23 protein-coding genes and 3 pseudogenes are annotated in these 26,687 nt (G+C 59.2%); 20 read left to right on the forward strand and 6 right to left on the reverse strand.

The genetic code is table 11. The annotated features are described in order from the left end of the window. Positions 1-8: 8 nt before the first annotated feature. Positions 9-1,886, reverse strand: a complete 1,878-nt coding sequence (locus ACRQ5Q_RS40990; protein WP_439399999.1) for a TRAP transporter large permease — start codon at positions 1,884-1,886, stop codon at positions 9-11. A 5-nt stretch (positions 1,887-1,891) separates the two neighbouring features. Then, on the reverse strand, positions 1,892-2,914 hold the full coding sequence (locus ACRQ5Q_RS40995; protein ID WP_439400000.1) for a TRAP transporter substrate-binding protein: 1,023 nt from the start codon (positions 2,912-2,914) through the stop codon (positions 1,892-1,894). Between the two features lie 136 nt (positions 2,915-3,050). Here ACRQ5Q_RS40995 and ACRQ5Q_RS41000 point away from each other — a divergent pair, with 136 nt between their 5' ends. Then, positions 3,051-3,761 (forward strand): GntR family transcriptional regulator, encoded by a 711-nt coding sequence (locus tag ACRQ5Q_RS41000; RefSeq protein ID WP_439400001.1) that lies wholly within the window; start codon positions 3,051-3,053, stop codon positions 3,759-3,761. Positions 3,762-4,079: 318 nt separating this feature from the next. Here ACRQ5Q_RS41000 and ACRQ5Q_RS41005 read toward each other — a convergent pair whose 3' ends face one another. Next, positions 4,080-4,772 (reverse strand): GntR family transcriptional regulator, encoded by a 693-nt coding sequence (locus tag ACRQ5Q_RS41005; protein ID WP_439400002.1) that lies wholly within the window; start codon positions 4,770-4,772, stop codon positions 4,080-4,082. Between the two features lie 426 nt (positions 4,773-5,198). On the opposite strand from ACRQ5Q_RS41005, the gene pqqA reads away from it, so the two are divergent. From pqqA to ACRQ5Q_RS41040, 7 genes are all read left to right on the forward strand, one after another. After that, positions 5,199-5,294: a pyrroloquinoline quinone precursor peptide PqqA gene (gene pqqA / locus ACRQ5Q_RS41010; RefSeq protein WP_439400003.1), complete on the forward strand. Its 96-nt coding sequence runs from the start codon at positions 5,199-5,201 to the stop codon at positions 5,292-5,294. 333 nt (positions 5,295-5,627) lie between these two features. After that, complete coding sequence (locus tag ACRQ5Q_RS41015) at positions 5,628-6,239, forward strand: ubiquinol-cytochrome c reductase iron-sulfur subunit (RefSeq protein WP_439400507.1); 612 nt, start codon at positions 5,628-5,630, stop codon at positions 6,237-6,239. A 100-nt stretch (positions 6,240-6,339) separates the two neighbouring features. Then, positions 6,340-8,067, forward strand: coding sequence for a methanol/ethanol family PQQ-dependent dehydrogenase (locus ACRQ5Q_RS41020; protein ID WP_439400004.1), 1,728 nt, complete (start codon positions 6,340-6,342; stop codon positions 8,065-8,067). Positions 8,068-8,649: 582 nt separating this feature from the next. Next, on the forward strand, positions 8,650-9,174 hold the full coding sequence (locus ACRQ5Q_RS41025; protein WP_439400005.1) for a hypothetical protein: 525 nt from the start codon (positions 8,650-8,652) through the stop codon (positions 9,172-9,174). 224 nt (positions 9,175-9,398) lie between these two features. Beyond that, positions 9,399-10,910 (forward strand): ATPase domain-containing protein, encoded by a 1,512-nt coding sequence (locus ACRQ5Q_RS41030; protein ID WP_439400006.1) that lies wholly within the window; start codon positions 9,399-9,401, stop codon positions 10,908-10,910. After that, complete coding sequence (locus ACRQ5Q_RS41035; protein ID WP_439400007.1) at positions 10,907-12,583, forward strand: response regulator; 1,677 nt, start codon at positions 10,907-10,909, stop codon at positions 12,581-12,583. The genes ACRQ5Q_RS41030 and ACRQ5Q_RS41035 overlap by 4 nt, the downstream gene beginning before the upstream one ends. A 310-nt stretch (positions 12,584-12,893) precedes the next feature. After that, a complete protein-coding gene (locus ACRQ5Q_RS41040) occupies positions 12,894-13,079 on the forward strand; it encodes a hypothetical protein (RefSeq protein ID WP_439400008.1) in 186 nt (61 codons plus the stop codon). A 191-nt stretch (positions 13,080-13,270) separates the two neighbouring features. Here ACRQ5Q_RS41040 and ACRQ5Q_RS41045 read toward each other — a convergent pair. After that, positions 13,271-13,481, reverse strand: a pseudogene (locus ACRQ5Q_RS41045) (winged helix-turn-helix domain-containing protein); the annotation flags it as partial. A 473-nt stretch (positions 13,482-13,954) separates the two neighbouring features. Between ACRQ5Q_RS41045 and ACRQ5Q_RS41050 the strand changes: the two are divergent. From ACRQ5Q_RS41050 to ACRQ5Q_RS41075, 6 genes and pseudogenes are all read left to right on the forward strand, one after another. Then, positions 13,955-14,096, forward strand: a pseudogene (locus ACRQ5Q_RS41050) (IS3 family transposase); the annotation flags it as partial. A gap of 398 nt (positions 14,097-14,494) precedes the next feature. Continuing rightward, positions 14,495-15,157: an AAA family ATPase gene (locus ACRQ5Q_RS41055; protein ID WP_439400009.1), complete on the forward strand. Its 663-nt coding sequence runs from the start codon at positions 14,495-14,497 to the stop codon at positions 15,155-15,157. Positions 15,158-15,185: 28 nt separating this feature from the next. After that, positions 15,186-16,151, forward strand: a complete 966-nt coding sequence (locus tag ACRQ5Q_RS41060; protein ID WP_439400010.1) for a hypothetical protein — start codon at positions 15,186-15,188, stop codon at positions 16,149-16,151. 911 nt (positions 16,152-17,062) lie between these two features. Next, positions 17,063-17,284: a MarC family protein gene (locus ACRQ5Q_RS41065; protein WP_439400011.1), complete on the forward strand. Its 222-nt coding sequence runs from the start codon at positions 17,063-17,065 to the stop codon at positions 17,282-17,284. 336 nt (positions 17,285-17,620) lie between these two features. Beyond that, positions 17,621-18,046 (forward strand): Hsp20/alpha crystallin family protein, encoded by a 426-nt coding sequence (locus tag ACRQ5Q_RS41070; protein ID WP_439400012.1) that lies wholly within the window; start codon positions 17,621-17,623, stop codon positions 18,044-18,046. Positions 18,047-18,119: 73 nt separating this feature from the next. Beyond that, positions 18,120-18,518 (forward strand): Hsp20/alpha crystallin family protein, encoded by a 399-nt coding sequence (locus ACRQ5Q_RS41075; RefSeq protein ID WP_439400013.1) that lies wholly within the window; start codon positions 18,120-18,122, stop codon positions 18,516-18,518. Positions 18,519-20,108: 1,590 nt separating this feature from the next. Here the strand turns inward: ACRQ5Q_RS41075 and ACRQ5Q_RS41080 are convergent. Continuing rightward, positions 20,109-20,978 carry a caspase family protein gene (locus tag ACRQ5Q_RS41080; protein ID WP_439400014.1) on the reverse strand — a complete coding sequence of 290 codons (870 nt, stop codon included), beginning with the start codon at positions 20,976-20,978 and terminating at the stop codon, positions 20,109-20,111. A gap of 40 nt (positions 20,979-21,018) precedes the next feature. Further along, positions 21,019-21,591: pseudogene (locus tag ACRQ5Q_RS41085) on the reverse strand (caspase family protein); the annotation flags it as partial. 35 nt (positions 21,592-21,626) lie between these two features. On the opposite strand from ACRQ5Q_RS41085, the gene ACRQ5Q_RS41090 reads away from it, so the two are divergent. The 6 genes from ACRQ5Q_RS41090 (at position 21,627) to ACRQ5Q_RS41115 (ending at position 25,996) form a co-directional block, all read left to right on the forward strand. Continuing rightward, positions 21,627-22,124, forward strand: coding sequence for a hypothetical protein (locus tag ACRQ5Q_RS41090; RefSeq protein ID WP_439400015.1), 498 nt, complete (start codon positions 21,627-21,629; stop codon positions 22,122-22,124). A 167-nt stretch (positions 22,125-22,291) separates the two neighbouring features. After that, positions 22,292-23,020 carry a glutathione S-transferase gene (locus ACRQ5Q_RS41095; protein WP_439400016.1) on the forward strand — a complete coding sequence of 243 codons (729 nt, stop codon included), beginning with the start codon at positions 22,292-22,294 and terminating at the stop codon, positions 23,018-23,020. Positions 23,021-23,050: 30 nt separating this feature from the next. Beyond that, positions 23,051-23,752 carry an SDR family NAD(P)-dependent oxidoreductase gene (locus ACRQ5Q_RS41100; RefSeq protein WP_439400017.1) on the forward strand — a complete coding sequence of 234 codons (702 nt, stop codon included), beginning with the start codon at positions 23,051-23,053 and terminating at the stop codon, positions 23,750-23,752. Positions 23,753-24,469: 717 nt separating this feature from the next. Continuing rightward, the gene (locus ACRQ5Q_RS41105; protein WP_439400018.1) at positions 24,470-24,655 is read left to right on the forward strand and encodes a recombinase family protein; all 186 of its coding nucleotides are present in this window, start codon (positions 24,470-24,472) and stop codon (positions 24,653-24,655) included. A gap of 521 nt (positions 24,656-25,176) precedes the next feature. Then, positions 25,177-25,722, forward strand: a complete 546-nt coding sequence (locus tag ACRQ5Q_RS41110; RefSeq protein WP_439400019.1) for a recombinase family protein — start codon at positions 25,177-25,179, stop codon at positions 25,720-25,722. 13 nt (positions 25,723-25,735) lie between these two features. Next, positions 25,736-25,996 carry a hypothetical protein gene (locus ACRQ5Q_RS41115; protein WP_439400020.1) on the forward strand — a complete coding sequence of 87 codons (261 nt, stop codon included), beginning with the start codon at positions 25,736-25,738 and terminating at the stop codon, positions 25,994-25,996. The last annotated feature ends 691 nt before the right edge of the window (positions 25,997-26,687 follow it).

Genomic DNA, 26,687 nt, shown 5'->3' on the forward strand with positions numbered 1-26,687 from the left:
ATGCGTGTTCACAAAAGTCCGATGGAAAACCAAGGCACAGCCGCGATCACAATGGTGCCGATCAGCAGTGCCAGAATGTAGCCGAGCATCGGCTTGATGCCTTCGTCAGGATGGATCCGGCTGATGGCGCAGGCGGCGTAGTAGCCAACACCGAACGGCGGGGCGAACAGGCCGATACCCATCGCGAGAATGACCACCATCGCGTAGTGAACCTCGTGTACGCCGACCTGCTTGGCGATCGGGAACAGCAAGGGTCCGAACAGCACGATGGCGGGGATGCCTTCCAGCACGCTGCCGAGGATGATGAACGCAACAATGGTGACGGCAAGGAACGTCGGTGCGCCGCCCGGCAGGCCGGTCATCATCATCGCAAGTGACGAGGAGAAGCCGGATTGGGTGAGCGCCCAGGCCATTCCGGTTGCTGCGCCGATGATGAGCAGGATCGCGCCTGATAGCGCCGCAGTCTCGACAAGCATCGGGTAGAGCCGATTCCAGTCGAACTTGCGGTAGATTAGAAGCCCTGTTAGCGTCGAATAGACGATGCCGATCGTGGAGACCTCGGTCGCGGTCGCGACCCCGCCGACAACCGCTGCACGGATCACGAAGGGCAGCGCGATCGCAGGCAGCGCAATCAGCAGGGCCTTTCCGATCTCGCTCGCGGCAGCCTTCCTGACGTGAGAGAGATCATCATTCCGATAGCGCCGCCAGACGACCGCGCACAGCATGACCGCCAGGACTAGACCCGGCAGCAGACCCCCGGTGAACAGCGCGGCGATCGAGACGCCGGTCACCGATCCGATGGTGATGAGCACGAGGCTCGGCGGGATGGTTTCAGTCTGTGCGCCGGTTGCCGATAGTAGTGCGACCAGATCGCCGGGCTGCGCGCCGCGCCTGATCATTTCCGGGAACAGCACGGGGGCGACGGCTGCCATGTCGGCTGCCTTTGCACCGGAAATGCCGGAGACCAGGTACATGGCCGCGACCAGAACGTATTGCAAACCGCCGCGAACGTGGCCAAGCAGGCTTGCGAGGAAGCCGACCATGGCACGCGCCATTCCCGTCATTTCGATCAGCAGACCGAGAAAGACAAAGAGCGGCACCGACAGCAGGATAAGGTGGCTCATGCCTTCGTCCATGCGTCCCACAACAACGGTTGCCGGCGTCGAGGTGGTCAGGGTGATGTAGGCGAAGGTTGCAAGGCCGAAGGCGAATGCGATCGGCACGGCCGCGAAGACCATCAGGGCAACAAGGCCAACGAAGAAGATCAGTAGGTTGATATTGCCGAGGGGAATAAGGGCCGGGCTGAGCAAGTAAAGTACGCCGCCAACCACCAATATGAGAGCGACGGCACTCCCGGTCAGTTTCCAGTCACCGACCGACGCAAGGCGCAGGAAAGCGAACAGGGTCATGAGACCGAGGCCGACCGGAAGGGCAGCGGCGCGCCAGAGATTGGAAATGTCGAGGGCCGCCGTCGTCACGAACAGCTCGTCGGACGCAAATTCGTAGGCAGGATGAATGACCAGCAGCAGAAAAGCGAGGGGCGCGGCAATCGCGAGAATGTCGAGGAACGCTCTCGCCCTCGGCTTCAACATGCCGATGACCGCCGTCATTCTCATATGCTCGGCCCGCTGGAACGCGAGCACGGCGCCGAGCATGGCGAGCCAGAGAAACAGAATGCCGGCAAGCTCATCGGTCCAGATCAGCGGCTTGTGAAGGAGATAGCGGGAGGAGACTCCCGCAAAGAGCACGATGATTTCTGCCAGGACGAGAGCCGCCGCGACGATTCCGACGATCGAAGCCAGAAAGTGCTCGATCGTTCGCAAGCTGCCGGTTGCATTCGCATTGTTAAATCCTGTCGCCGAGTCGATGTTCTCTGCCAAATGCATGGCGATCACCCGATGTTACCGGCATACTTCTGCAGCAGGGACCACGCCTCCTCGCCGAACTTGGTCTTGGCGTCCTTGTAAAAGGGCGTCTTGGCCAGCGCCGCCTGGAAGACGTCAGCCTGGGTCGTATTGAAGGTAAGGCCCTTCGCCTCCAGCAGCTTCTGGTATTCTGCGTTGGCCTTCACGATGTCGCCACGCTGCTGCTTGGCGGCGGCGTTGAAATGCTTCTGCAGGAGTTCCTGAAAGTCCTTCGGGATGGTCTTCCAGACCCTGCCGCTCGAGATAAGCCAGAAGCCGTCCCATGCGTGGTTCGTCAGCGAGCAGTATTTTTGAACTTCGTAGAACTTCGCCGACTCGATCAGCGCAAGCGGATTCTCCTGACCGTCGGCGATCTTGGTCTGAAGCGCGGAGTAGGCTTCGTTCAGTGGGATGCTGACCGGTGCCGCGCCTAGTGCGGAGAACATCGAGACCCAAAGGGGCACGACTGGAACGCGGATCTTGAAGTTGGCGAGGTCTTCGGGCGTTTTGATCGCGCGCGTGCTGCTGGTGATCTGGCGAAAGCCGTTGTCCCAGACCGCCTCGAAAGGGATGAGCCCCGTCTTCTCTATATTGCCACGGATGAACTTGCCGACCTCGCCGTCCATCGCGGCCCACACCTTGTCGTAGTTGGTGAAGGCGAAGCCGACACCGGTGAGCGAGGCGGTCGGGATCAACGTCGACATCACTGTGCCGGGCATAGTGGCCAGCTCGAGCGCACCGGAGCGCAGCTGCGCCATCATGTCGGTATCGCTGCCGAGCTGATTATTGGGGAATAGGCTGATCGCGACCTGCCCCTTGGTCTCGGCGGTGATCGCGTCGATCGCTTCCTTCAGTCGCACGTTCACAGAGTGGGTGACGGGCAGGTCGTTGCCGAACTTCAGCTTGAGCGGAGCGCTCTGCGCGAAAACGGTGGGGCTCTTGAACAGGCCTCCTGCCGCGGCGATCCCGGCAGCGGATTTCAACAGCGAACGACGGCTAACCGCGAGCATTGGATCCTCCCATATGATGACCGCTTCGAGGCGGATTGAATTCGAATACGGAATTCGTATTCTGAATTCGAATTCGACGCAATAGATTTTTTGACATTGCAGTGTTAAGGCTTGGCAGCCGCTCCTGGAGTTCCCTATGCCTCAAATTCCATCCCCGCCGACCCTGGTCGAACAGGTTGTAAATGCTATCGTTTCTGAGATCGTGGAGGGGGAACTGCCTGCGAACTCCCGGCTCATCCAGGATGAGTTGGCCCGCGCCTATGGCGTTTCGCGGCAGCCGGTTCAGCAAGCTTTGCTATTGCTGCGAGACCGCGGAATGGTGAAGGAGGCGCCCGGGCGGGGGCTGATCGTCTCACCGCTGGATGTGGGCTTTGTTCGCAATTTGTACGAGATTCGGGCCATGTTGGATGGGCTGGCGGCACGCCTTGCCGCTGAGCGCGGTGCAGAGCGGGCGCGGGCTGAAGGGCCCTCCGTTCTCGACCTGGGGCGCGCTGCGGTCGAAAGCGGATCACTCAGCGAGCAGATCGAAGCCGACATGCGGTTTCACGCCTTTGTCAATGAACTCGCTGGCAATTCATTGATTGGCGAGACGACGGCTCCGCATTGGCCCTACCTGCGCCGTGTCATGGGCGAGGTTCTCCGGGACGACGAGCAGATGCCGCAGTCCATTCTGAGCGAACATGTTGCCATCCTCGGCGCGATCATCGCGGGCGACGGTCCGCGCGCGGAGACGCTCAGTCGCGATCACATTTCGCGCGCTGCAAAAATATTTGTGCAGCGACTCGAGGCCAAGCAGGAGGCGTCAGAGAAGAAACTACGGGATCGCCCCGTTCGGCGAATCCGTTGATGATGCTTCGGGTGTCACCAGTGCTCGGCTGCGAAGCACTCATATCTGGACACGTTTTTAATCAGATGCTAAAGCGCCAGAACGAAAGACTGAAGCCGGGTCTATTGCTATCCCATCAGACCGGACGCGCCCGGAACCTACTGGGCTGACCCAGCCTATATGCGCGACCTCATGGCTTATTGGCGGTCAGTTCGACTGGCGCGCGCAGGAGGTAAGGCTAGCGGATTCCCAATTGAAGGTGGCGTTGAACACACCGCGATCGTCGTGAAGGGCGCCGTGAGGGTCCTAGTCAAACCGGTCGGCTCGACCGGAGGCCGCTCAAGTCGAGGATGCGAGAGCAAAGTTTCCATGTGATCGCTGCTTCTCAAGACGAGCAACAAACACCTCTGCGGTTCTTGAGATATGAAGACGCGCTAGTTTTTCGGCTTTTGACGCATCCCCTTCGATTACTGAATCCAGGATCTCCTGATGCTGATCCCATATACGCCGTGGTGTCTCATCACGCATCAAGACCTCACCCATAAGACGTCGCAGATGCAGCCAATACGGTTGTGTCATTTCCTTGATGAGTTTGTTGCCAGAAATCTCGTAAAGGAATTCGTGGAATTTGACATCCGCATTAATCAATTTTGATACCGAGCATTCGCGCTCAGCTTTTCGACCCTCTTCAATTAATTTGGCTCCGTGCTTCGCTGCTTTGTCCGCTCCTCGATTGGCGGCGAGACTGCAAGCTAGGCCCTCTGCTGCTGCTCTGATCTCATAAAGATTGCGAACGAACTCGATGTCGATCGGAGTGACTTCGACGCCACGACCTGGCGCCTCCCGCACGAATCCCTGATTTCTCAGCAAAATAAACGCCTGCTGAACTGGGTGGCGCGATACGCCCAAGTCTCTCGCAACGTCTTCTTGTATGAGGCGTGCATTTTGAGGCAATCGGCCGGAGACGATTTCGCCAAGTATTTCTTGATAAACCTGTTCTGACATGCTCGGCGGCGCGGTCAGAGTTCGCATTGTCGACCTCACAGCTAGTGGATTGAATTATAACCGCTATTCCCAGTCGCGCCAAGGAGCGATTTGCATTCAGAAGTCCGAAGTCTTGCGCGAACTCTGAATTCAGAGTACGATAGCACTCGTTCCGCTAGGATGGAAATGCGTCGGCACCCGCAATCGAGACTGGCAAGTTTGGGTTGTTTTTCTGAATCGACGAAATTTGTGAAGTCCGCGCACTCGTCGTTAAGCCGATTTGTCTGGTCGGCCGGCTTGTGATGCGAGGAGCTCCGCGGTCATACGAAGTGAAAATGGCGCGAGAAGTCCGAGAGGACGCATGAAGAGGCTTGTCGAATTTCTGCATCAAGCAGGCTGGAAGAGTTGCTGTTCGATGCAAGAACGCTGCCCGCGTGAGTGACAGCAATAACCTTGCTCTCCTGGGAGACGAAAATGAAGTGGACCACGCCCAAGATCGTTGAACTGCCAGTCGGCATGGAAATCAACATGTACGCTTGCGCGGGCAGGAGCCTTAGCAAGGCGAGCTAACGGAACAGTGGTTCACATCCCGATTGACGCTTCGCAGCGATCGGGAAGCGACGCATTCACACAATGACCGGCCGCAAGCGTCGGCTTTTCGGCAAACTTCGAGCCAACTGGTTCGCATGCCCGACAACACTTGTGCACTGACAATCAATCGATCAACCCAGGAGCGAGACGCGACCCATGACCTTCACGATCCACTCGTCCAAAAACGGTAATGTTCAACAAACGCTTAGATTGAGCTTGCATGCAGCCGTCGAGCGCGCGTTGGAGCTGCAGCGTGCAGGTTGGGAAGTCCACATCACTGGCCCAAGCGGTGAACGATTTCAGCCGGAGGTTTTGGCTGGTGCGGGACCTGAAACCGAGTGCCCCGCGGAACAAACTCGACGAGCAGTTTTGCTCGGTACGCTCGCAGTGACCTCGTATCTCGTTAGTTCCGGACAGGCCGCCGCCGATGATAAGCCTGGCGCCGACGAGCGCCCGCAGAAGGGCGACCTGCTGGTCATCTCCGATGGGGACAATGAAGGTCAAGTGATCAAGGCCACCGACCTAAAGCAGGGTGGGCCTCCGGTTCGCGCCTGGCCGAAAAATCCCAAGACCTCGGTGGTACGCGACGGCTCGCGGCTAAACGAGATCCTGGTGGTGAAGCTTGATCCAGGCGAACTCGACGAGACTACGCGCGCCCGCGCCGTCGATGGCATCGTCGCCTATTCCGCAGTCTGTGCTCACGCCGCCTGTCCAGTGACAGAATGGGTCAAGAGTGATGTCGGCGACAAGGAGGTCTTGAAATGTCCCTGCCACAACTCCGAGTTCGATCCCCGCGCGGGCGCGCAGGTCGTGTTCGGACCGGCGCCACGGCGGCTCGCCGCGCTTCCGCTGGCGGTGAACGAGGGCTCCCTCACTGTCGCAGGTCCTTTCATCGGAAAGTTGGGAGGCGCTCAGCCAGGATGACAGACGGATGGGTTGTGCCCGCACGAGAGGCCGCATTCGCCTAGGGGCGGACGACGGAACGAACGACAAGAATTCAAACGGAAGCAAAAGGAAAACGTCCATGACCAGGAAGCAATGGTACCTGTCCGGCTTTGTCGCCTTCACCTGTCTTGCCGCGACCGCTGCGACGGCCGGTCCGATCGAGAATTATTCGCCGGTGACCGCGCAGCGGCTGGAAAATCCGGAGCCCGGCAACTGGATGCTCTACCGCCGAACCTATGACGGGCAGGGCTACAGCCCGCTCGACCAGATCAACGCCTCGAACGTGAAGAATCTCACGCCGGTCTGGACCTTTGCCACTGGCGTGGTCGAAGGCCACGAGGCGCCGCCGATCGTCAACAACGGCGTGATGTTCGTGGCGACCCCGATGGGGCAGGTCATCGCATTGAACGCGAAGACCGGCGACGAATATTGGCGCTACAAGCGGCAGCTTCCCGACGATCTGTTCCAGCTGCATCCGACCAGCCGCGGCGTCGGCCTCTGGGAGGACAAGCTCTATCTCGCCACCACCGACGATCACGTCGTCGCGCTCGATGCCAAGACGGGCAAGGTGGTGTGGGACACCAAGGTGCAGGACTACAAGAAGGGCCAGTACATGACCCTGATGCCGCTGATCGTCGACGGCAAGGTTATCGTCGGCGGCTCCGGCGGCGAGTTCGGTGTGCGCGGCTATGTCGCCGCCTATGACGCCAAGGACGGCAAGGAGCTGTGGCGGACTTACACCATTCCCGGTGAAGGCGAGCCCGGTCACGACACCTGGCAGGGCGACGACTGGAAGAACGGCGGTGGCTCGGCCTGGATGACCGGCAATTACGACAAGGACACCAAGACGATCTATTGGGGCGTTGGCAATGCGGCGCCGTGGCCCGGCGAGACTCATCCCGGCGACAATCTCTACACCTCCTCGGTGCTGGCACTCGATCCGAACAACGGCAAGATCAAGACCTATCACCAGTATCACCAGAACGATTCCTGGGATTGGGACGAAGTCGAGGCGCCGATGCTGATCGACCTGCAACGCGATGGCCGCAACATCAAGAGCCTGGTCCATCCAGGGCGCGATGCGATCTTCTGGGTGCTCGAGCGCACGCCGACCAAGATCAATTACGTTGCCGGCTGGCCGTTCGTCTCCACCGACGTGTGGAAGGGTATCGATGCCGAGACCGGCAAGCCGATCGTCGATCCCTCGCACAAGCCAGGGATCGGGAAGCGCGTCGAGTTCTGCCCATCGCTGTGGGGCGGCAAGGATTGGCCGTCGGCGGCATACAGCGAAAGGACCAAGCTGGTCTACGTGCCCGCCAACGAGAACTTCTGCGGCGGCTTCACCGGCGAGAAGGTTGCGCTCAAGCCGGGTGAGCTCTGGCTCGGTACCAAGCCCGAGGACATCGGGCTGAAGACAAAGCCTGGCGCTGATCATTTCGGCGAGCTGCAGGCGTGGGATCCCGTCACCGGCAAGAAGGTGTGGCAGCACAACTTCCCGAAGTCGCAGCTGTTCGGATCGGTCACGGCAACCGCGGGCGATCTCGTCTTCGCCGGCGGTACCAACGACCGCAACTTCCGTGCCTTCAACGCCAAGACCGGAGAGCTGTTGTGGGAGCAGAAGACCAACTCCGGCGTCATGGGCATGCCGGTGTCCTATGAGATCGACGGCACCCAGTACATCGCGATCCAGTCGGGATGGGGCGTGGACGCGCAGCGCATCCAGGATGCGCTGGTGACCAACAACATTGGCATCGAGGCCAATGTGCCGCAAGGCGGCGTGATCTGGGTGTTCGCGCTGAAGAAATAGCTCCGCGGGCGGATCGACGAAGGCGGAGCAATCGGCGAATGCGGTGGACGGAAACGGCCACCGCAGGGGCCTGATTTGAGATAGGAACGATTCCGCTGGTTCTTAGCTTAAGTTAACAGCCGTTAGTTGTTAAACGCTTAGCCATGCTGCGCATCACGCTTAGGCCGAACCAGTCCTACGAGATGCCGTCAATGTCGGAAGATCGTGGAGGCCCGATTGTCCTCCTGAAGGCCCTTCGCAGCGCCCTAGTGAGAACGTAGGGACGTCGCTCGGGGGCTCTCGCGGTCACTATAGTGGCATGAATAACTTCAGCCTCTGGCTCAAAAGCAGCGGTCGTCTAATCAATCCGGCGGCGTCCGGCTTTGGTCCAGGCACGCTATTTGGCGCGCAAATTTTCGCTACGAACTCACACGATTTGACTTGGCTCAAGTGCGCACCGCAGGAATCGTAGACTGTATCTACGCGAAGGCGGACAGCCGCAATGGGTTGTTACAGCCTCGGCGCCCCCGAATACCCGCGCCGGGGCTCGCTACTCAGTGCGCTTTCGATCGGTCACGTGCGACTCGGGCCGGGAAGCTCCTGATGTCAGTTGATGCAGATAACCTTCAATTAGCCGTGCGCTTCGCGTTGTTGACGACGCGAGCTATCACTGTTTGTCCATTTCATCCGGATGTGATTATCCGCGTCGGCGATGATTGCGCCGAGACCCATGCTTATTATCGCGCCCGGAACATCGTCAAAAGCGATGGCTCGCGCTGGGACCACGACGATCTGATGGACGAGATTGCACGCCAACTGGTGCATGCGGCCGATGGCGAGTGCCCCGGTGTACCCAACTCCTCGGACCTCGTAATTGACCGCCCGAATACAGTCTCGCATGCGTCCCGTTCACAACGGGAATGGGCCCGCTGTCTGCTCGACTGGCGATTGTGTTGCAAAACTCCCGATTCGTCCGAAGAAACGGCCAAAGGGAGAGAACGTCGTCGATCTGATGGAGGCGCTGCGGCAGAGCGTTGGAAGGGAAGCATCGGCCGGACCCAAAAGCACGTCGAAAAACTTAGCCAAGAAGCCGCCCAAGGCCGTGTCCGGGACAGAAGGAAATACTGATGCCTATCGCCGGTACGAAGCAAGTAAGGGCGAAAAGTGCCAAAGGGCCGGCGCCTAGGTCCCAGCGACGGTCCGCATAGCCGAGGAGGCTGAGGCCTAGACCTGCCTCTTGTGCTGTGCGTCACCGGGAACCCGACTTGCCTCTTTTGCGTTCCCTGTCATGGCCGAAATTGGGATCGCTCTACTCTGCCGAGAGGCTCTGAGTAGACGCAAGGGGAGTGCGGATGTCGACCAAATCCGTCGGTGGAGGCAAGAAAATCAAAGAGTTGCCACGAGTCTCGACGGGCAGCGATGGTCTGGACGACATTCTGGGCGGGGGCCTCGACCCTAACCGAATGTATCTTTATGAAGGCCGGCCCGGGACGGGAAAGACGACGTTAGCCCTTCAGTTCCTACTAAGGGGCCGGCAAGCACAAGAACGCGTACTTTACATTTCCCTGTCTGAAACAAAGGGAGAGTTGGACCTCGTGGCACAGCGACATGGCTGGTCGCTGGAGGGCGTCGACATCTTTGAACTTGTTCCAGCGGAGACAACGCTTGACCCAGAGCGAGAACTCACAGTCTTCCATCCCGCTGAAATGGAGTTGAGCGAAACGACAGCTGTGATCTTCAAGGAAGTAGAACGGATTAATCCCACCCGCGTGGTACTGGATAGCTTGTCCGAGCTGCGCCTTCTGGCACAAAGCCCTTTACGCTACCGTCGGCAAGTGTTGGCGTTGAAGCACTTTTTCACCAATCGCAATTGCACGGTGGTACTGCTCGACGATCTCTCTTCATCGCAGGACGACCTGCAATTGCATTCCATCGCTCATGGCGTGGTGATGCTCGAGCAGTTGGCGATCGACTACGGGGCCGAGCGGCGCCGCCTCCGAGTGATCAAAATGCGAGGGATACGATTTCGCGGAGGCTTCCACGACTTCACGATTGAAGAGGGAGGGCTTCGCATTTTTCCTCGCTTGATCGCCGCGGAACATCACAAGGCCTTCCTGGGTGACTTCACTCCGAGCGGCAACGTCGAGCTTGACCAGTTGTTGGGCGGTGGCCTCGAACGGGGTACAAATGCACTTCTTATAGGCGCTGCCGGGGTAGGGAAATCTTCCGTTGCACTCACTTATGTTATCGCGGCTGCTGAACGCGGCGAACATGCGGTCTTCTTTGCCTTCGACGAGGGACGCGGAACGGTAGAAGCTCGGTCTCGTACGCTAGGTCTCCCCCTCTTAAAGTTCGTCGAGTCCGGACATATCCGATTTCAACAAATCGATCCCGCAGAATTGTCGCCAGGTGAATTCGCTGCCAACGTGCGAAGGAGTGTTGAAGTCGACAATGCTCGCATCGTCGTTATCGATAGCCTGAACGGCTATCTTAACGCCATGCCTGATGAGCGCTTTCTAGTCTTGCAGATGCACGAGCTGCTGACGTATTTGGGCCAGCAGGGCGTCCTCACCATTCTGGTGCTCGCTCAACACGGCTTGGTGGGGCCGATGGATACGCCTCTGGACATCAGTTACTTGAGCGATGCTGTGCTCATGCTGCGTTACTTCGAACTGGGAGGAACGGTTCGGAGAGCCTTGTCGGTTGTCAAGAAGCGCAGTGGAAACCATGAGCATACAATTCGCGAGTTTCGTCTCACTAGTGAGGGAATTAAGCTCGGCCCGCCACTCAGGGAATTCAGTGGGATATTCTCCGGCAATCCACACTATACGGGAACGAGCATGCCTGAGGGATCGGTCGGATGAGCGCCGACCGGGACCATGTGGTTCTCGTCTTTGCTCCGATCGGCCGCGACGGACCCGCGGCGGTAGAACTTTTTCGAAACGCGAGCCTCGAGGCTAGGGCCTGCCGGAGTCTTGAAGAACTCGTCAGCGGGTTGAACGCCGAAACAGGACTCGTTTTCATCGCAGAGGAGGGGCTTTTTGGGAAGGATACAGGCCCCTTGGAGCGATGGATCGAGACTCAGCCGCCGTGGTCGGACCTTCCGTTCGTCATGCTCACTAGCCATCGAGAGCAGCCAACAGTCCTGGCCTGGCGGCGAAGCATCGTGCAACTACTCCAAAACGTTTCGCTGCTTGAAAGGCCGGTCCAGCCGATCACGCTGACCAGCGCCGTTCAAGCTGCAATGCGCGCCAGGCGCCGGCAATATGAGATACGAGCCTTGTTGGAGGCGCGCGAGCGGACTGCTCAGGAGCTTGAACAGCTTGTGATAAATCGTACTCGTGAATTGGAGGAAGCCAATAATCAGCTCAGGGTCGAAATGAGCGAGCGCGCAAAGGTGGAAGAGACGCTTCGTCAAGCGCAGAAAATAGAAGCTATCGGTCAGCTCACCGGCGGAGTTGCCCACGACTTCAACAATCTATTGATGGTCATAACCGGCGGCTTGGAGATGCTCGAACGTCAGGCTGATCCCAAGCGGCGCCGTCAGCTGATGGACGGAATGATTAGAGCTGCCCAGCGTGGTTCTGGATTGACGAAACAGCTTCTAGCCTTCTCGCGCCGTCAGGAGCTTCGACCCGAAACTGTCGACGTCGCTCTGCAAATCGGCGGTATGCGCGAGCTTCTCGACCGCAGTTTGAGAGGTGATGTGCACGTTGAATTTGAATTTCCGGAATCCCTCTGGCCGGTCGAGGTGGATCCGGGGGAGCTTGAGCTGGTTATCCTGAACCTGGCTGTCAATGCCCGAGATGCCATGCCTAACGGTGGAACGATCACTGTAAAGGCAGACAATCTTCCAAACCTGAGGGATGATCAGCTCGCGGGTGATTACGTACGTCTATCAGTCGTTGACGTTGGGGTGGGCATGAGCGCCGAAACTCTTTCTCACGTGTTCGAACCATTTTTTACAACGAAGGAGATCGGCAAGGGCTCCGGCCTTGGGCTTGCGCAGGTTCATGGGTTTGCGACGCAATCACGCGGTGCTGTGCGCATAAATTCTGAGGTCGGCGTTGGAACGTGTATAGATCTCTATTTACCTCGATCTTCCGGCGAGCCAATTCGGACGGGACGCGTCATCGATTTCAACAAGGTCAGGCCGAACAAAATTAACCAAGGCAAGGTCCTACTGGTTGAAGATGATGATGAAGTGGCCGCGTTAGTGAGCGAAATGTTGCGGCAACTTGGCTACGAGGTGATGCGAGCAGCCAGTGCCGCTGCGGCGCTGGGAGCCTTAGCAGACGGACGACCAATAGATATGATCTTTTCCGACGTCATGATGCCGGGAGGAATGAATGGGGTCGAACTTGCGCATGAGGTCAAGAAGAGGCGGAGCGACATCCCAATCCTCCTGACTAGCGGCTATTCAGAAGCCGTTGCTCACGAAGCGAAGCTGGAAGGCATTCAGATTCTTCCGAAGCCTTATCAAATAGATGATTTGGCATCTGCTCTCAGCGCCTTGAGGTCGCCTACGGCTCATTAAGCCCAGCAGAGAACGTTTTCCTTTTGCCCGAAGACGCGCGCAACATCCAGAGCTCGGCGCGGTTGCTTAGGCGGATGCTCGGATTCGTATCAAGACGTGTCGGTACCTCGTCGTGAAATTATGTTTGGCGTGCAGGGCCATGAAGGACTATCTGGCACACGTCGAAAGGTTCTGGAAAGAGGCCGCTTGAGTGTGCCCTCATCCGCGATCCAGCCGCTGACAAAGCAAAGCGCGAAATGTTTAATCGATTGGCCGCGCATCTTAGCTCCGTTCCTGACGAATTGAAAAATGAGATGCTCAAGCGTTGATAATGAAAATGCTCTTCGAATATCTGGAGCGAGCCGTGGCGCTGGAACAGCTCGCCGCGACCGAACAGGACGAGACCTTCAAGTCCCAGCCACAGAAGCAGGCTGACGCCTATCGGAAGTTGGCGATCGAGCGAGCGCAGCAGTATGGCCTGCCTATGCAAGCCCACCGCGAACGTCTTAGAGAGTAGCGCTTCGAAGCATCGGTCTTCGGGCCAGATGTTCAAGCGGCATCGCGTACCTCGGTTCGGTCATTGCTTGTCAGCGCGCCAACGATTCGTCGCAGCCATGTTCGCGAACGGTAGCACGGCGATGGAGGACTTGTCGGGAACTGCAGGAGCGCTCTCGGCCGCATCGCTCGAAGTTGAGTCCGCAACTTGGCGCGCCTCCCGCACTTGTCCGACGAAGCGAGAGCCCTTGGTAGTTTTAATGAAACGCTGTTCCCCGCCGGAATCGCCAATTGCGCCGCGGGCGGCATTCAGGCGGGTTGTCAACGCCACGTCAGATACACTGCGCCCCTTCCAAATGGCCTTCATGAGGTCGTCCTTGCTGACAACCCGCTCCCTGTTGCGGATCAGGTAATCGCCCGCATCACGGGGCTACGGGCGCGCACATCTGGGCGGACAAGTTCGAGCGTGACATGACGGACATCTTTCGCGTTGCAGGACGAAGTCACGCTCGCCGTTGTCGCAGCTATTCAGCCAAAGTTGTTTCAAGCAGAAATTGCATTGACGACGAGGCGGCGACCGGAAGACCTCACTCGTATGATCTTCATCTCCGGGCTATACGGCAAGCCGTCCGTTCAACCCGCGAAGGCTTGGCCGGAAGCAACTCACATAAGCAAGCATCGCGACCCCGCGACATTGCCACTGCTGGATTAGGAAAAACAACGTGTTATAGTTTGCGAAACTTACTTGTAAAAGTGGAGCGCGCAAATGGCCATTCTCGGATACGCGCGCGTCAGCACTTTGGACCAGCACCTCACCGGTCGGTTCTTGGACTGATAAGGTTTTAAGAGTTTGCTTATCGTGTTTGCCCCCGTGTTCGGCAGTTCGAAGAGAGCCCTCGAAGACTTCTTCGCGAAGGAAGGAACATGAAGTTCGTCTTCATCGCGAAGCACCGGGCGATCTGGCCGGTGGCATGGCTATGCGATGCGCTGGAGGTGTCGCGGTCGGGGCTTCCATGCCTGGCTGAATCGCTCGCCCAGCGCAGATCCCGCAGCGACGAAGAGCTCGGGGGGCCCCTCCTGTTTCCGGCGGCTTATAATCGTCATGGAATGGCAGCGTGAGATTAGGCCCCACTGGGGGGAATTCCTTGTCCAGTCGGTCCATGAATACGCGCCAATTAGGCGAGTAATTCATAAGCCGCAGCTAGATGTTCCCCGAGCTTGGGATGTCCGCGAGTGGCCCAAATGTCTGGACCGCGCGGCGTTGGGCGACGTATAGCGCGGAATATCGTTAGTGCCTGGGCCATGATTTGGTTGTGAGTTCCACGCTCGCTCTTGATGCGATTCACTATGGGGAGTGGTAGGTCACCAATTGGTAGGCTCTAATTTTTTCGACGACGCGTGCGTTTCATGTAGTTGTTTACCGGGGATGCGCGGGAGATGTACGTCCTTGCTCTGGTCACCCAAAAAGGCGGAAGCGGCAAGAGCACGCTGGCCGTCGGACTTGCAGTCGCGGCAATGGAGAACGGGGAGCGCGTCGCATTTGTCGAGGCTGATCCACAAGGCACGGTTTCAAAATGGAAGGAGCGGCGCGGCAATCCCTTTCCGCGGGTCGTTCGGGTCGCCGATCCTGCCGAGATAGAAAGGGCGCTGGTCCGCCTCGAAGCCGAGGGGATCTGGCTTGCGATCATCGATACTGCCGCCACCAACAATGCGCTTGCCACGCACGCCATCACGAAGGCCGATCTTTGCCTGATCCCAACGCGTCCAAGTCCCGCCGATATCGAAGCTGCAATACCGACGCTGATTGCTATTCGTAGATTTAAGCGCCGATTTGCGTTCGTCCTCAATCAGACGCCACCGCGGGGCTGCCGTTTGAGCGAAGCTGCAACTTCGCTCAATTCGCTCGGCGTGCTAGCGCTTCCCTACGTCGGACAGCGCAACGACCACCAGGACGCGCTGGGGACAGGATTGGGCGTGACCGAGTTTGCACAAGAGGGAAGAGCCTCGGAGGAAGTTCGTGAACTGTGGCGCTGGGTCTTGAAAAAGCTTGTCGAGGGGTCGTTAGATCATGAGCCACCCGCAAAAAAGGCGGCGTGCTAGCCATAAGCGCTGTGCGCGACGCTCGCTCGTGGAGCTTACCGCGGCGGCGAGCCGAGCCATTGACGATCGACTGTTTCTGTTGCCCAGCGGGATTGCTGCTTCCAATTCGCGATCGGAGCACACACGCGAGAAGACGTTTGATCAAACAATCCTTGCAAGGCAAGCGATGGCTCCGAGTCCCGTTGCGGTGCTTGAATCTCGGAATGCGGCGGCGCCGCGCACGGAGGAACGCCTAGATTCCGACACTGCTACCGACAAGATGGTGAAGATTGCCAAGGACTATCAAAACAGAGCTTTTGAAAACATCAACGCCAGCCTAAATGCTGCGTTGGACCATGCAAAGGATCCATTAGAGACACGGGTGGGAGGCGACGCGACGTGGAAAGACCTCGGCGGCTCCAGTCTTGAAAGCAATTTTTTGACCGTAGAAGCCGCGCCGGAGCTCCGCGCGGATGTGGTCGAATTGATTGTGCAGAAGGAACCGGCCGACAGCGCAGGGCAGCCGCAACCGCGATACATGCGGCGGCTCACTGACGAGGCGGTCAGATTGCTGGACGATCTTCGGAGCGGCGAGCTGGAGAATCAGGCAAACTTCATCCTGAGCGAATGCTTCAGAGAAGCCGCCAGCGCGTTCTCTATGATCAATCAGCAGCTCAGGCGCGACGGCTATGCCGCGAGCATTGATCCATCAATCTTCACCTGGCTTGCCAATATCACCGAACCGGAGACGCGCGACATGGGGACCATGCGGCTCGAGATCATACCCAACCACCGAGGTCGTCCGAGCACGTACGCGCGCCAGGTCGCTCAGTTCATCTGGCACCTTGTCGAGGGGCAGGGCTGCGGGCGACAGGCCGCATATAGGGGGGCGCTCACGAAGTTCACCGTGAGCGCGAGTTTCGCCGAGAAGGCCTATGCCTTTTGGGAGCCGATCTTCAAACGGGCGGGACCGCACGTGAAGATGCTGACGCGTATTTCAGATCCAGAAATGTAACGCTAAGCAGCGCGCCTTTCCCACCTTATCCTAAGCTCATCGAGAAGTTTCCATGCCTGTCGCGCAAGCTGACGGCGTTGCGTCAGGACTCATGGCCACGCGGCACTGGCACGCAGCACGAGTGGTTCGCCGCCGTTCTGCGCGGGCACTACGGCTACTATGGTAGGCCGAATAATTATCCAGCGCTCAACGGCTCCTACCGCGAAGTGCATCGGACCTGGCCGCGTTGTCTGAGACGGCGCAGCCAGAAAAGTCGGCGCATGGGGTGGCCGAAGTTCGAGACCCTGACAGCGCGCTTCCGCCTGCCAACTCCACGCATCACTCGCACATGGGCGCAGGGCGCGGGTATGACGCGGGTTACGCTCGGGAAGAGCCGGGTGCGGGAAAGCCGCCCGCCCCGATCTATGAGGGCAAAGCCAAATGGCCGAGCTACTCGACCATCATCCGACGACCGGCCCTACAGCGAGTACCGCCATATGGTGGTTCGCGCGAACTTGCTGCTTCCAGCAAGGTCAGGGCGAAGGCTGAGACGGTCCAGACCTTCATGCCCAATGTTCGATCGTCCAAGCCTTGAACCCAGGCGGGCCGTGTACTCACCTCGCTGCCCACTTTCGACGGACGAACGGTGAGAACGGAGCCGAATTGCCGACTGATAAGCTTTGGTGGCAAAGCTTATCAGTCGAGGCACGGGTAGTTCGCGACTGGGTAATTTCTCAACTCGCAAACTAGGAGGGCTCTTGGGATTCGCCACGGTGCAGGCTCGGGCTTCAGTTGCAGCGAGACGCCCTCTCGGCCTCCACACCAAAACTCCTGCTCCACAGGGGACTGTTGTGGCATCTTGCCCAGGGCAGACATAGTCGTCGGGACGGTTTCGGAAAAAGCTGGCAGATAACCCGCTTGTTTCCAGATGCGTGTGCGCGGATCGCGGCGTCATCACGCCCTTTGCTTTTTCGCTCCTCGTAGGACCGGCCGAGCTAAGCGTCATGATCACCCTTTCCAATGACGATCCACGATGGCTTGCCATGATACTGCTTGCGGCTGCATCGGCACTCGCAACGTTTCTCATCGGGCTGACGCTGTGGATGGCCGCAGCAATCGAACGCTTCTTGGGCATGGCCGGCTTAATGTCATGACCCGCGTCACGGCCCTCATCGTCGCAGCGATCGGCGTGAATTTCGTCACGACGGCCATCAGGAGCGAATTGCCAGGCCAATGAGATGGGTGTCCGGATTCGGCTAGAGCCCTCCCTGACACTTTCAGAATCTAGCCAGTACGAGAAGCAAGGGTCCTGCGTGCCGCTCATGAGCGCAATGATTTATTGTGTTAACTCAATAACTTACACCTGCGCCGGCCCACAAGCCGCTGACTAGCACTCTCCTCTTGAAAGTGCCAGTGATCGTCCCAAATCAAAGCCTCGAGGGGCGACCATGATCCTTCCTCGCCCCGTTAACCAAATAGGGGTTGCAAACATGATCATGGGATTTGCTGATCCGTTCGACACACTGCTCGACCTACAACGCTCCCTTGAATCGACTTTGGCCAGCGACTGGCTGCAAGATCTGACCACCAGTCGCGGGCCATTCCCACCGATCAACGTTTTCCAGCAGGGCGACGACATCCTAGCGATTATCGAATTGCCGGGTGTTAGCAAAAGCGACCTGCAGATCCAAGCCAAGGAGAACTCGATCCGCATCTTCGGAAAGAAGGCGGTCGGCTATCCCGGTGAGTCGAGCCTGCATCGGCGCGAGCGCGTTTCCGGTGATTTCGACCGAACGTTGTCATTGCCGGTGCAGATCGACCCGGATGGCATCAAGGCCGAATATCGGGACGGCATCTTGGCGCTCTTCCTGCCGCGTGCGGAAAACGACAAACCGCGCACCATCAAGATCACCTGAACCCCTCTGCCGCCACCAGTTCGACCAAACGGTGGAGGACCGCGTGGCGTGGCAGCTTTGAGGAGTAACTATCATGGCTTCCAAAAAGGAACTGCAGGTCCCGCAGAAGCGCGAGTTGGAAAAGAAGGAGGAGACTACCATCCCTGCCCGGATATTTATGCCAAGCGCGGACATCTATGAGACCAAGGACGGGCTCAATGTGGTACTCGAGATGCCGGGGGTCGAGAAAAATAGTGTCGACATTCGAGTTGAGGACGACGTGCTGAAGGTCGACGGAAAGCTCGACTTCTCCAAATACCGCGGTCTCCAACCCCTCTACACCGAATACAATGTCGGGCACTTCTCGCGAAGCTTTCGTCTCTCGAGCAAGATTGACCAGGGCAAGATCGCAGCTGAACTCAAGGACGGCGTGCTGTCGCTCATGCTGCCTTTGGCCGAGAAAGCCAAGCCGCGAGCGATTCAAGTCAACTGAAGCGGCGGTAGTCCCGGGTGGCGTGCGCTACGTTGCTAGCTCGCGCCCTGAAGCAAGCAGAGATTGTTGCGGTCCTGAGCATGTTTCGGCCGTGACAGGAGGTGACTAGCCGCACGCGCGGGCTCTCGGCGCAGCCATTTTTAGGGAGGAACGATCATGAGCTCAAAGGAGGTACGAATGAGTGCCAAAAAGTAAAGACGCGCAGCCGCCCGCGTGGGGCCTATCGCTGGTCATGGGCCTGCTCACACTCGTGTCCAAGTCGGTCGTTAGCGCTCATACTCCCGCGGTCGTGTTTGTAGCGAAGAACGGATCGTCGCGACGAGAGCAAGGACGAAAGCGGCTGGGCTGGGCAGGACTGGAGACAGAATTCGGCGCGCGATCGCCCTCAGGAAGAGCGAAGAAGACCCGCCGGAATGAGAAGGGGTGGCGCCGATCTCATCGCACGAAGCATTGCCAACGGCTGACACAGTCGCCGAATGCTGCGGCAAACGGAAACAAAACAGGCCGCCCTACCGAGGCGGCCAACTGCCGTCGCCCCCGCTAACAGGATGGCGTCACGATGCTGGCGATACCTTCATCGCTGTGGTGGCCCTTTCCTCACCGGAGGCCGCCACTCCCTGACATGCAGATCGGAGAGTGCTTGTAACCGACTTAACCGCGACCTTACGCCGGTGGACGATACGGATATGCGCACCGCGAATGGTCCGCCAGCTATGGGAACTCCTAATCTGAGTCATTTAGCCTCCGAGGTCGAGTGAATAGCGACGGTTGGCTCAGCGTCGTGCTTTGCAACTCACGCCCGGGATAGCCGATCGGAAGGTCAATGACCGTGATGCGCGTCACGGTAACTTCGAGGATTAAATTGGCTGATGGCTTGTAGCACTAGACTGGGCGGCGGGTGAGGTCGGTGCTCTCGGCCGGCGCTCTCAGCGCGTCTATGCTGCACAAATCGACGCGTCCATGTTCTAGCGGATTCGGACGCCCGCTGGTGATCAATACGGCCGAGCGGCGGTCGCCGGGCTTCTCAACAAGAAGCCGGTCAACTATCGGGCCGCAAGGCAGCCAACAAGCACGCGCGTCTTGCAACATGTGATTAGGATCACGGCCCTAGCGTACGACTTGTAAGATTGTCGCGCCTATCAGTTGTTTGCTGTTCTTTGAGGAAGCACACTATGAACGTCGTGATCAAAAGACTTAATGGCCTGTGGCACCTCGTCGTCGGATCGTGCCAGCTCCGAACCCCCTTCGTTGAGACTCAGGACCGGGAGCTGGTCGTAACGTACGCCCGGAGGATTTACCCTGGCGCCAAAGTCTTCGAACGCAGCTGACCTCAGAGCGACGCACTCGAGCGGATGTTGTCTGATACTCGAGCTGATTGGCAGGTGCGTAGAAGAGACCGCTCGCGCGGAGCACTCGGCGCACTCCTTGAGCGCGTCTGGAGAGTGCTCCGATTCGGTCACGGTCGGATGGCTATTGTTGTGTCGAGCTTCAATCGAGAAATGTCCCGGACACACCGCGAAGTGTGCAGACTAGATCACGGAGCGACGCTCTCGCGCAATCGGCGGAGCTGAAACCGGAGCCGTTCGCAGCCTAATTCCTTTTCAAAAGTGGTGATCGCCTGAAGTGTAGGTTCAGCGCGCAGGCTCTGCAACCGTGCCATGTCGCGGGCGCAAGTATCTTCGGAACGGACAGACTCATTCTGTGCCTGCTGCGTCGGAGCCGCTTGCGGCGCCGCATTTCCGCCAGAAGGCAGAGAGGTAGTGCCAACAATACTCTCAAACAGACGCTGCACTTGTGAACGCAGCCGCTTGCAGGCGACCTCGCGTTGGAAGTTGGTGATCTCGTCCGGCGCAGGGTTGGTGCGCAGACGCGACCGCGGACACAGTGGTCCGTGATTTCGGGGGGCGGCTGAGCGGGAAGCGGCGCCTTGGGCAGTTTCGCCTTCACCTCCGGTGGCGTCCTTGGCGGCGGCGGATTGACCACGGCCGGCTTCGGCAGGGTTGGCGCCGGAACTGGCGGGGGGGGGGCCGGGGGCGGCGGTACCGGCGCGACATTTGTTGCACCCAACTGCGGCACTAAGGAGATGGTTGCGCCGCCGAGAGAGCCATAGATGAATGGCTCCTGCCGTCCGCCGGTCATGGTGATCACCTCATCGCTCACGCGGCCAAGCGCGATCCGAACGTCGACACCAGGCTCGGCAAGATGCCGGAGCAACGCAGTTGCGTAGGGACTGTTCACGCCGTCGCCGTCATAGGAAATCGAGCCCGCCTTAGCCGCGAAGGCCACCAGCGTATCGGCGCTGATTTCATCAAGCTTAGCAAGTCCGCCTCTGGTCGGCGAGCGGCTTGCGAACCGCAGCTTGGCCGCAAACGGGTTCTCGCGGCAGGCGTCGAGCAGTATCAAACGAAAACGACGTACCGGTTTGCGCCCAAATGATGCGATCGAGCGCGATAGCCTCATCGTCGACGTCGTAGTCGTGGCTCAGCCTGGCATCCGTCGGTATCAAATAATTCATGCCGCCGATCTCCATGCCGTGGCCGGCGTAATAGACCACCGCCACATCGGCATTCTCGGCAGTAACGAGAAACTCGTGCACAGTGCGCTTGAAGTCGACGACGCCGAGATCGTTGCGCGAAATGACGACGTCGAAACCGATAGATTTGAAGAGCGCTGCGATTGCTTTGGAGTCGTTGCCGGTATTGGGCAGCGTCGGTGCGTTCGTATAGGCGGAGAGGCCGACCACCAGCGCGACCCGACGCTCCGCTGCGGCCGCATCGGCGAACATCGCGCTAACGATGAGGCAGAGGACGTAGATCAAGAGCCGGCGCGATTTCATCGCTGCATAAGTAACCCCGCCAGGAGCGATGGCGGTACTTGCGCTTTCTCGGCGGCTGGCCGCTCTCCGCCACGGTGACGTTGATGATGTCGGAGAATCGGAAATAACTGCAAACATTGATAATATGCCCGTCCGATTTGCCGCCCAATGTAAACCAAAATCCCGCGGCGCGATCGTCGCCTTGCCAGTCGCGGCCGGATGAAGCATTCTATGCCACATTGAATGTGATGTGTGCATACTCCCGATCGTTCGAGCCGACCGGAGATCACAAGATGAAATCCGCCGCCTTGTCTGTGATTTTTCTCACAGCACTATTTGCAAGTACTGGGGCAACTGCCCAACGAGCGCTGAGCAGCGGCCCATCTGGCGACCAATCATTCGCGATCAAGCCGGCGGAGCTGGAGAATTCCGTGGGCGTCATCGTCGGCACCTTCAACAAGGATCCAAACGACGAGAGCTGGAAGGACGATGAGGCCATCAAGGCCTATCGCGCCTTCTTCGATCGGTATCTAGCAGGCTCCGATATCATCAATACGAGTTATCTGACCGGCTATCAGCAGGGCATGCTGCTAGAGCAGATCCTCAAGCGGCGACGACCTCTCGCGCGAGAACATCATCAAGCAGGCGAAGTCGCTGAAGAACTTCACGTTGTCGACAGCACTGCCGGGCATCCGGATCAACACCAGCGAAGCCAACAACATGGTCTGGACGCAACTGCAGCTTCAGCGCTGGACCGGGAGCCGCTGGGAGCCGGTCGGTGGGATTCTTGACGCGAGCTCGGAGTAGCCTATCCGCCGCGTGACTTCTCGGCCTCGAGGCGAGGAGCGACGAGGGCGGAGACGACCAGGAGGAAGCCATCATGCCTGACTTGCGGATATTCTCCTACTTGCCGAACCCCCGGGTCTGGAAGGCGACCATCGCAGCGCGGTGCTGCGGAGTGGAGGTCGAGGTCAGGGGAGCGCCGCCCAAGGAGCTGCGCGACTGGTTGTGGGACTATGACGCCCATCCTTTGGCGGAGCATGAACGCTCCTCGCTATCTTCGCTGGCGCGAACCGGTCGCGTTGGGCTGACCGGCTCGCAACTCTTCAAGACCGATGCGTTCATGGCAGCGCAGCCGTTCGGAAATGTGCCTGCTGCCTTCGGGCCCGATGGCAAAATCGGCATCTTCGAGTCGAACAGCATCATGCGGGCGGTGGCGCGGCTCGGCGAGTCGAAGTCCGCGCTCTATGGTCGCGACGCCTATGAGGCGTCCAGGATCGACAGCTTTCTCGACGTCAGCCTGGTGTTTGCCCGGGATTCGCAGATCTATCTCTTGGCACTGTCGGACGGCACGGTCGACGCGGCCGCTCACGCGCGAGCAAGAGAAGCGTTTGCGATCTATGCATCGGGGATTGAGCAGGCGTTGTCCCCGCGGCGCGAGGCACTGGTGGGTACGGGATTATCGCTGGCCGATATCTGCTTTGCCGCAGAGCTTGCGCTGTTCATGAACGAGCATACGCGGGCCGACCAATTGCACAAGCTTGGGCTGGACAGGATCCTGCATCCAGCGGTGCGGGATGAATATCCGCGGACCTTTGCTCATTTCGCTCGTCTCGTCGAGCACGCAGATTTCCAACCTGATCTGAAGCCATACGTCGAAAAGCTGTTGGCGAAGGCTGGCGACTGAGCTGCCGGCCGAACGTGGAGGACTGATCGCATGACCGCGCCTGTCTGCCTGATATCCGGTGTCGGCCCCGGCACAGGTTCCGCTCTCGCCAGGCGGTTTGCCGAGGGCGGCTATCGCGTCGCTCTGCTCGCCAGGAACGAGGAACGTCTCGCCGCCCTGGAGAAAGAACTGGCGGGTGCGAAAGGATTCCGCTGCGATGTTTCCGATCCCGAGCAGGTCGAAGCGGTGGGGGCGGCCGTGGAGCGCGATCTCGGCAATCCCGCCATCGTCATCCACAACGCCGTTGGTGGTGCGTTCGGCACTTTTCGCGAGATCGATCCATCGATCCTGAATCGCAACTTCCAGGTCAACACCATGGGTCTATTGTATCTCGCGCGGCGGTTCGTCCCCGCGATGGTGACGGTCGGAAAGGGCGCCATCGTTGCCACCGGAAACACCTCGGCCCTGCGCGGCAAAGCCGGTTTCGCCGGCTTCGCGCCGACCAAGGCGGCGCAGCGAATCCTGGCCGAAGCGATGGCGCGCGATCTCGGGCCACGGGGCGTTCACGTCGCTTATGTCGTTGTCGATGCCGTGATCGATCTCGAGTGGACACGGAAACGCTGGCCGGATCGCTCGGACGATTTCTTCATCAAACCGTATGCCATCGCGGACGAGATATGGCACGTCGTCCACCAGGATCGCTCCGCATGGTCGTTCAACGTTGAACTGCGACCATTCGGAGAGAGCTGGTAGTATGCCGGCTTGTAGCAACGCTGCTGCGGCAATAGCTCGGCAGCAGCTAAGTCGTCGATATTAGGTAATCGGTTTCCTAAACCTTTTGAGTTGCGCCGAGGCATAGGGGCGCCAGGTCGACCCCAGCCTTGCAAGGCCGCTGTCCCATCACCTTCCTACCGACATCGAACTTGATGGCGAGCAGGCATCTCATTCCATTTCGAACGGACGATTTGGCATGCGCTGAATGGCGGTTGAAATCGCCGAAAAAGAGCACAAAGGTCACCACACAACCGAAACCGGGCTCCGAAAAGCTTTATTTTAATGGGTTTTCTATTCTCGTTAGATCGCTCGGTGAGAGTCCCGCTCTCTCCGCTCCACTACTTGTCCATTAAACCCGCCGCCAGGAAACCGCAGGACGCATTTCGCATAGCACGCAAAGGCCAAGCCGCTTGAGGTCGGAGCGGAAGCGGCACCCCGATATGAACGTGCGGGGGGCTCGTGGGGGATGAGTGATGGACAAACCTTTCTCTGATTGGCTCAAACTGGACATCTATTGCTGTCAAACGACAGTTGGCGCGGCTTGTCTGAGATACGTTGCTGTGGACGGCCGCCAGAGCCGTCCGACTACAGGAACGACCGTTCTTGGCGCAAAGCGGACCGGATAGATGGCGGGCAGTAGTGCGGTGAGCGGCGCGCGAACCACCAAACCAGCGCTTTCCTGATCTCTGACGGTATATGAAGCTACGCGGGCTCGAGGAACTGGCGGAGCTGATCCAGCGGGTGGAGGCCAATCCGCGGGGTAAGTCTGCCCGCGAGATTGCGCGCATCCTGAACGACCGCAATGGCGCCACGCCCACAGGCAAACCGTGGTCTGCGATGACGGTTATCCGAGCCCGCGATCGCCTTGCGGCGGCCGCGTAGAGTAGCCAAGCGCGGTCTGAGGGAGTTGTTTCCAAAACAACCCTCACTCTCGACGGGGGCGCCTCCGGGCGCCGCCCTTGCTGACCAACAGCGCCACCACGAAAACGACGATCGCGCCTAGGTCGGTTGCAATCGTAAACCTCTCCATGCAGGCCAGTCAGCCACATGGTCTATGACAGGTGTGTGACGCATGGCGGCACGCACGCCCGCGTCGCCGAATTTTTTCCGAACACGAGCCTACCAGTCGATCAGAGTCCTATGCCCCAGATCCCAATGCCGATGATCGTCAGTGATACCAGGATCACCAGCACGTCGATCGCGAGCCACTGAGGTATGCGCTTTGCAGGTTGCTCGGCCATGCTATCGGCCCTCCGCACACCCCTGATGTTGCCAGCGAAATGCGCAAACCGGTATGAAGCAACTCACATAAGCAAGCATCGCGACCCGGCGACAAACTGCTGGATTAGGAAAAACAACGTGTTATAGTTTGCGAAACTTACTTGTAAAAGTGCAGCGCGCAAATGGCCATTCTCGGATACGCCCGCGTCAGCACTTTCGACCAGCAACTCAGCCAGATCGAAGCCCTGACGGCGGCCGGCGCCACTACGATCTTCAAGGAAAAGGTCAGCGGTGCCCGGGCCGATCGACCCCAGCTCGCAAAGCTGATCGCGTCACTCAAGGCTGGTGACATGGTCCTGGTCACCAAGCTCGATCGGCTCGGCCGCTCGACGCGCGAGCTGCTCGACCTGATCGAGCGCATCGGCAAGGCCGGCGCCGCCTTTCGGTCCCTTGGTGATCCGCTCTGGGATACGTCCTCATCGCAAGGCCGGCTGCTGTCGACGCTCCTGGCCGCAATCGCTGAGTTTGAGAGGGACTTGATCCGGGAGCGCACCGGTGAGGGCCGGAAGTGCGCGCAGGCCAAAGGCGTCAAGTTTGGCCGCAAGCCGAAGCTGTCGGAATACCAGCGGCTGGAAGCGCTCAAGCGCCGCGCCGCCGGTGAGACCCTGGCCGAGATCGCGAAGTCCTACGCGGTCGATCTCAGCATGATCTCGCGTCTGGCCGAATAGGGAGGGCCGACCCATGACCGATTTGGTGCAACGATTGCAATCCGAGCGATCCCCCATCTGCCTCGAGGCAGCACGCGAGATCGAGCGCACGGCCTCGATGCTGCGCGAGGCAAAAGCCGAGATCGTTCGTCTGCGCGATGCCAAGCGCCGCGCTATGCAGGTCGCCGACGAGCGCGCGAAAGAGATAGTCGACCTGCGCATGCAACTCGCCAAGAGCTTTGCGGTCGACGTATCGATGATTTCGCGGCTGAGTCGAAAGTCTACGGATCGTTAAACCGCGGAACGCGCGCATCATTACGCCGCGACCCCGGCCTTCAGATCAGGCCGGTGGTCTGCCGGCTGTCGACTGAAGTGGCGCTCCCGATCGAGCCGGTGCCGCCATCTCGGCGGCCCTTTCCGTGGCCGCCTCCGATGCGCCAGCGGCGCCCGTGCTCTGGCAGCGCGTGGCGTGTTGCCCCTCACTCTCGGCGGCCCGCCTCCGGGCGCCGCTCTTGCTGACCAGAGGCTCGCCAGCCCGCGAGCGCGGGTCCCAGGGGCCGCCCGAGGTCACGCCAGGCGCTGGGCGGCCTGCAAGGCTGCCCCACTCGACAACGGGGGCGGCTTAAGCGTTTGATATAGTGTCTAAGGCCCGTATAATCCCGCATCTGCGGCGGTGGTGTAGGACGAATGGTCTCTTCGATTCTTCAGGCCTTTACGGAAGACCACGTGATTCGGCTGACGGCCTGTCGCGATCGCAGTTGCGCGCCTGGGACCGCATCGGCTTCTTCAAGCCGGACTACGCCTATGAGGATCGGCACCAGCCTTATAGCCGCATCTATTAGTTCCAGGATGTCGTCGGCCTCCGGAAGATCGCGGTCCTCCGTAAGCAGTACCGCATCTCGCTCCAGCAACTGCGCAAGGTTGCGGACGAGTTGAGCGCGCGCGGGATGGCCAACTGGCGATGGTCCCGGTGATCGACGTCATCC

It is taken from the genome of Bradyrhizobium sp. PMVTL-01 (genome assembly GCF_051861855.1).
GTDB lineage: Bacteria > Pseudomonadota > Alphaproteobacteria > Rhizobiales > Xanthobacteraceae > Bradyrhizobium.

Excerpts from the sequence above, each read along its gene's own strand:
- pqqA (WP_439400003.1), top strand. The coding sequence starts at position 5,199 with ATGAAGTGGACCACGCCCAAGATCGTTGAACTGCCAGTCGGCATGGAA.
- ACRQ5Q_RS40995 (WP_439400000.1), bottom strand. The coding sequence starts at position 2,914 with ATGCTCGCGGTTAGCCGTCGTTCGCTGTTGAAATCCGCTGCCGGGATC.
- ACRQ5Q_RS40990 (WP_439399999.1), bottom strand. The coding sequence starts at position 1,886 with ATGCATTTGGCAGAGAACATCGACTCGGCGACAGGATTTAACAATGCG.
- ACRQ5Q_RS41100 (WP_439400017.1), top strand. The coding sequence starts at position 23,051 with ATGACCGCGCCTGTCTGCCTGATATCCGGTGTCGGCCCCGGCACAGGT.
- ACRQ5Q_RS41080 (WP_439400014.1), bottom strand. The coding sequence starts at position 20,978 with ATGAGGCTATCGCGCTCGATCGCATCATTTGGGCGCAAACCGGTACGT.
- ACRQ5Q_RS41075 (WP_439400013.1), top strand. The coding sequence starts at position 18,120 with ATGGCTTCCAAAAAGGAACTGCAGGTCCCGCAGAAGCGCGAGTTGGAA.
- ACRQ5Q_RS41035 (WP_439400007.1), top strand. The coding sequence starts at position 10,907 with ATGAGCGCCGACCGGGACCATGTGGTTCTCGTCTTTGCTCCGATCGGC.
- ACRQ5Q_RS41055 (WP_439400009.1), top strand. The coding sequence starts at position 14,495 with ATGTACGTCCTTGCTCTGGTCACCCAAAAAGGCGGAAGCGGCAAGAGC.
- ACRQ5Q_RS41030 (WP_439400006.1), top strand. The coding sequence starts at position 9,399 with ATGTCGACCAAATCCGTCGGTGGAGGCAAGAAAATCAAAGAGTTGCCA.
- ACRQ5Q_RS41070 (WP_439400012.1), top strand. The coding sequence starts at position 17,621 with ATGATCATGGGATTTGCTGATCCGTTCGACACACTGCTCGACCTACAA.
- ACRQ5Q_RS41020 (WP_439400004.1), top strand. The coding sequence starts at position 6,340 with ATGACCAGGAAGCAATGGTACCTGTCCGGCTTTGTCGCCTTCACCTGT.
- ACRQ5Q_RS41090 (WP_439400015.1), top strand. The coding sequence starts at position 21,627 with ATGAAATCCGCCGCCTTGTCTGTGATTTTTCTCACAGCACTATTTGCA.
- ACRQ5Q_RS41105 (WP_439400018.1), top strand. The coding sequence starts at position 24,470 with ATGAAGCTACGCGGGCTCGAGGAACTGGCGGAGCTGATCCAGCGGGTG.
- ACRQ5Q_RS41040 (WP_439400008.1), top strand. The coding sequence starts at position 12,894 with ATGAAAATGCTCTTCGAATATCTGGAGCGAGCCGTGGCGCTGGAACAG.
- ACRQ5Q_RS41005 (WP_439400002.1), bottom strand. The coding sequence starts at position 4,772 with ATGCGAACTCTGACCGCGCCGCCGAGCATGTCAGAACAGGTTTATCAA.
- ACRQ5Q_RS41115 (WP_439400020.1), top strand. The coding sequence starts at position 25,736 with ATGACCGATTTGGTGCAACGATTGCAATCCGAGCGATCCCCCATCTGC.
- ACRQ5Q_RS41110 (WP_439400019.1), top strand. The coding sequence starts at position 25,177 with ATGGCCATTCTCGGATACGCCCGCGTCAGCACTTTCGACCAGCAACTC.
- ACRQ5Q_RS41025 (WP_439400005.1), top strand. The coding sequence starts at position 8,650 with ATGTCAGTTGATGCAGATAACCTTCAATTAGCCGTGCGCTTCGCGTTG.
- ACRQ5Q_RS41000 (WP_439400001.1), top strand. The coding sequence starts at position 3,051 with ATGCCTCAAATTCCATCCCCGCCGACCCTGGTCGAACAGGTTGTAAAT.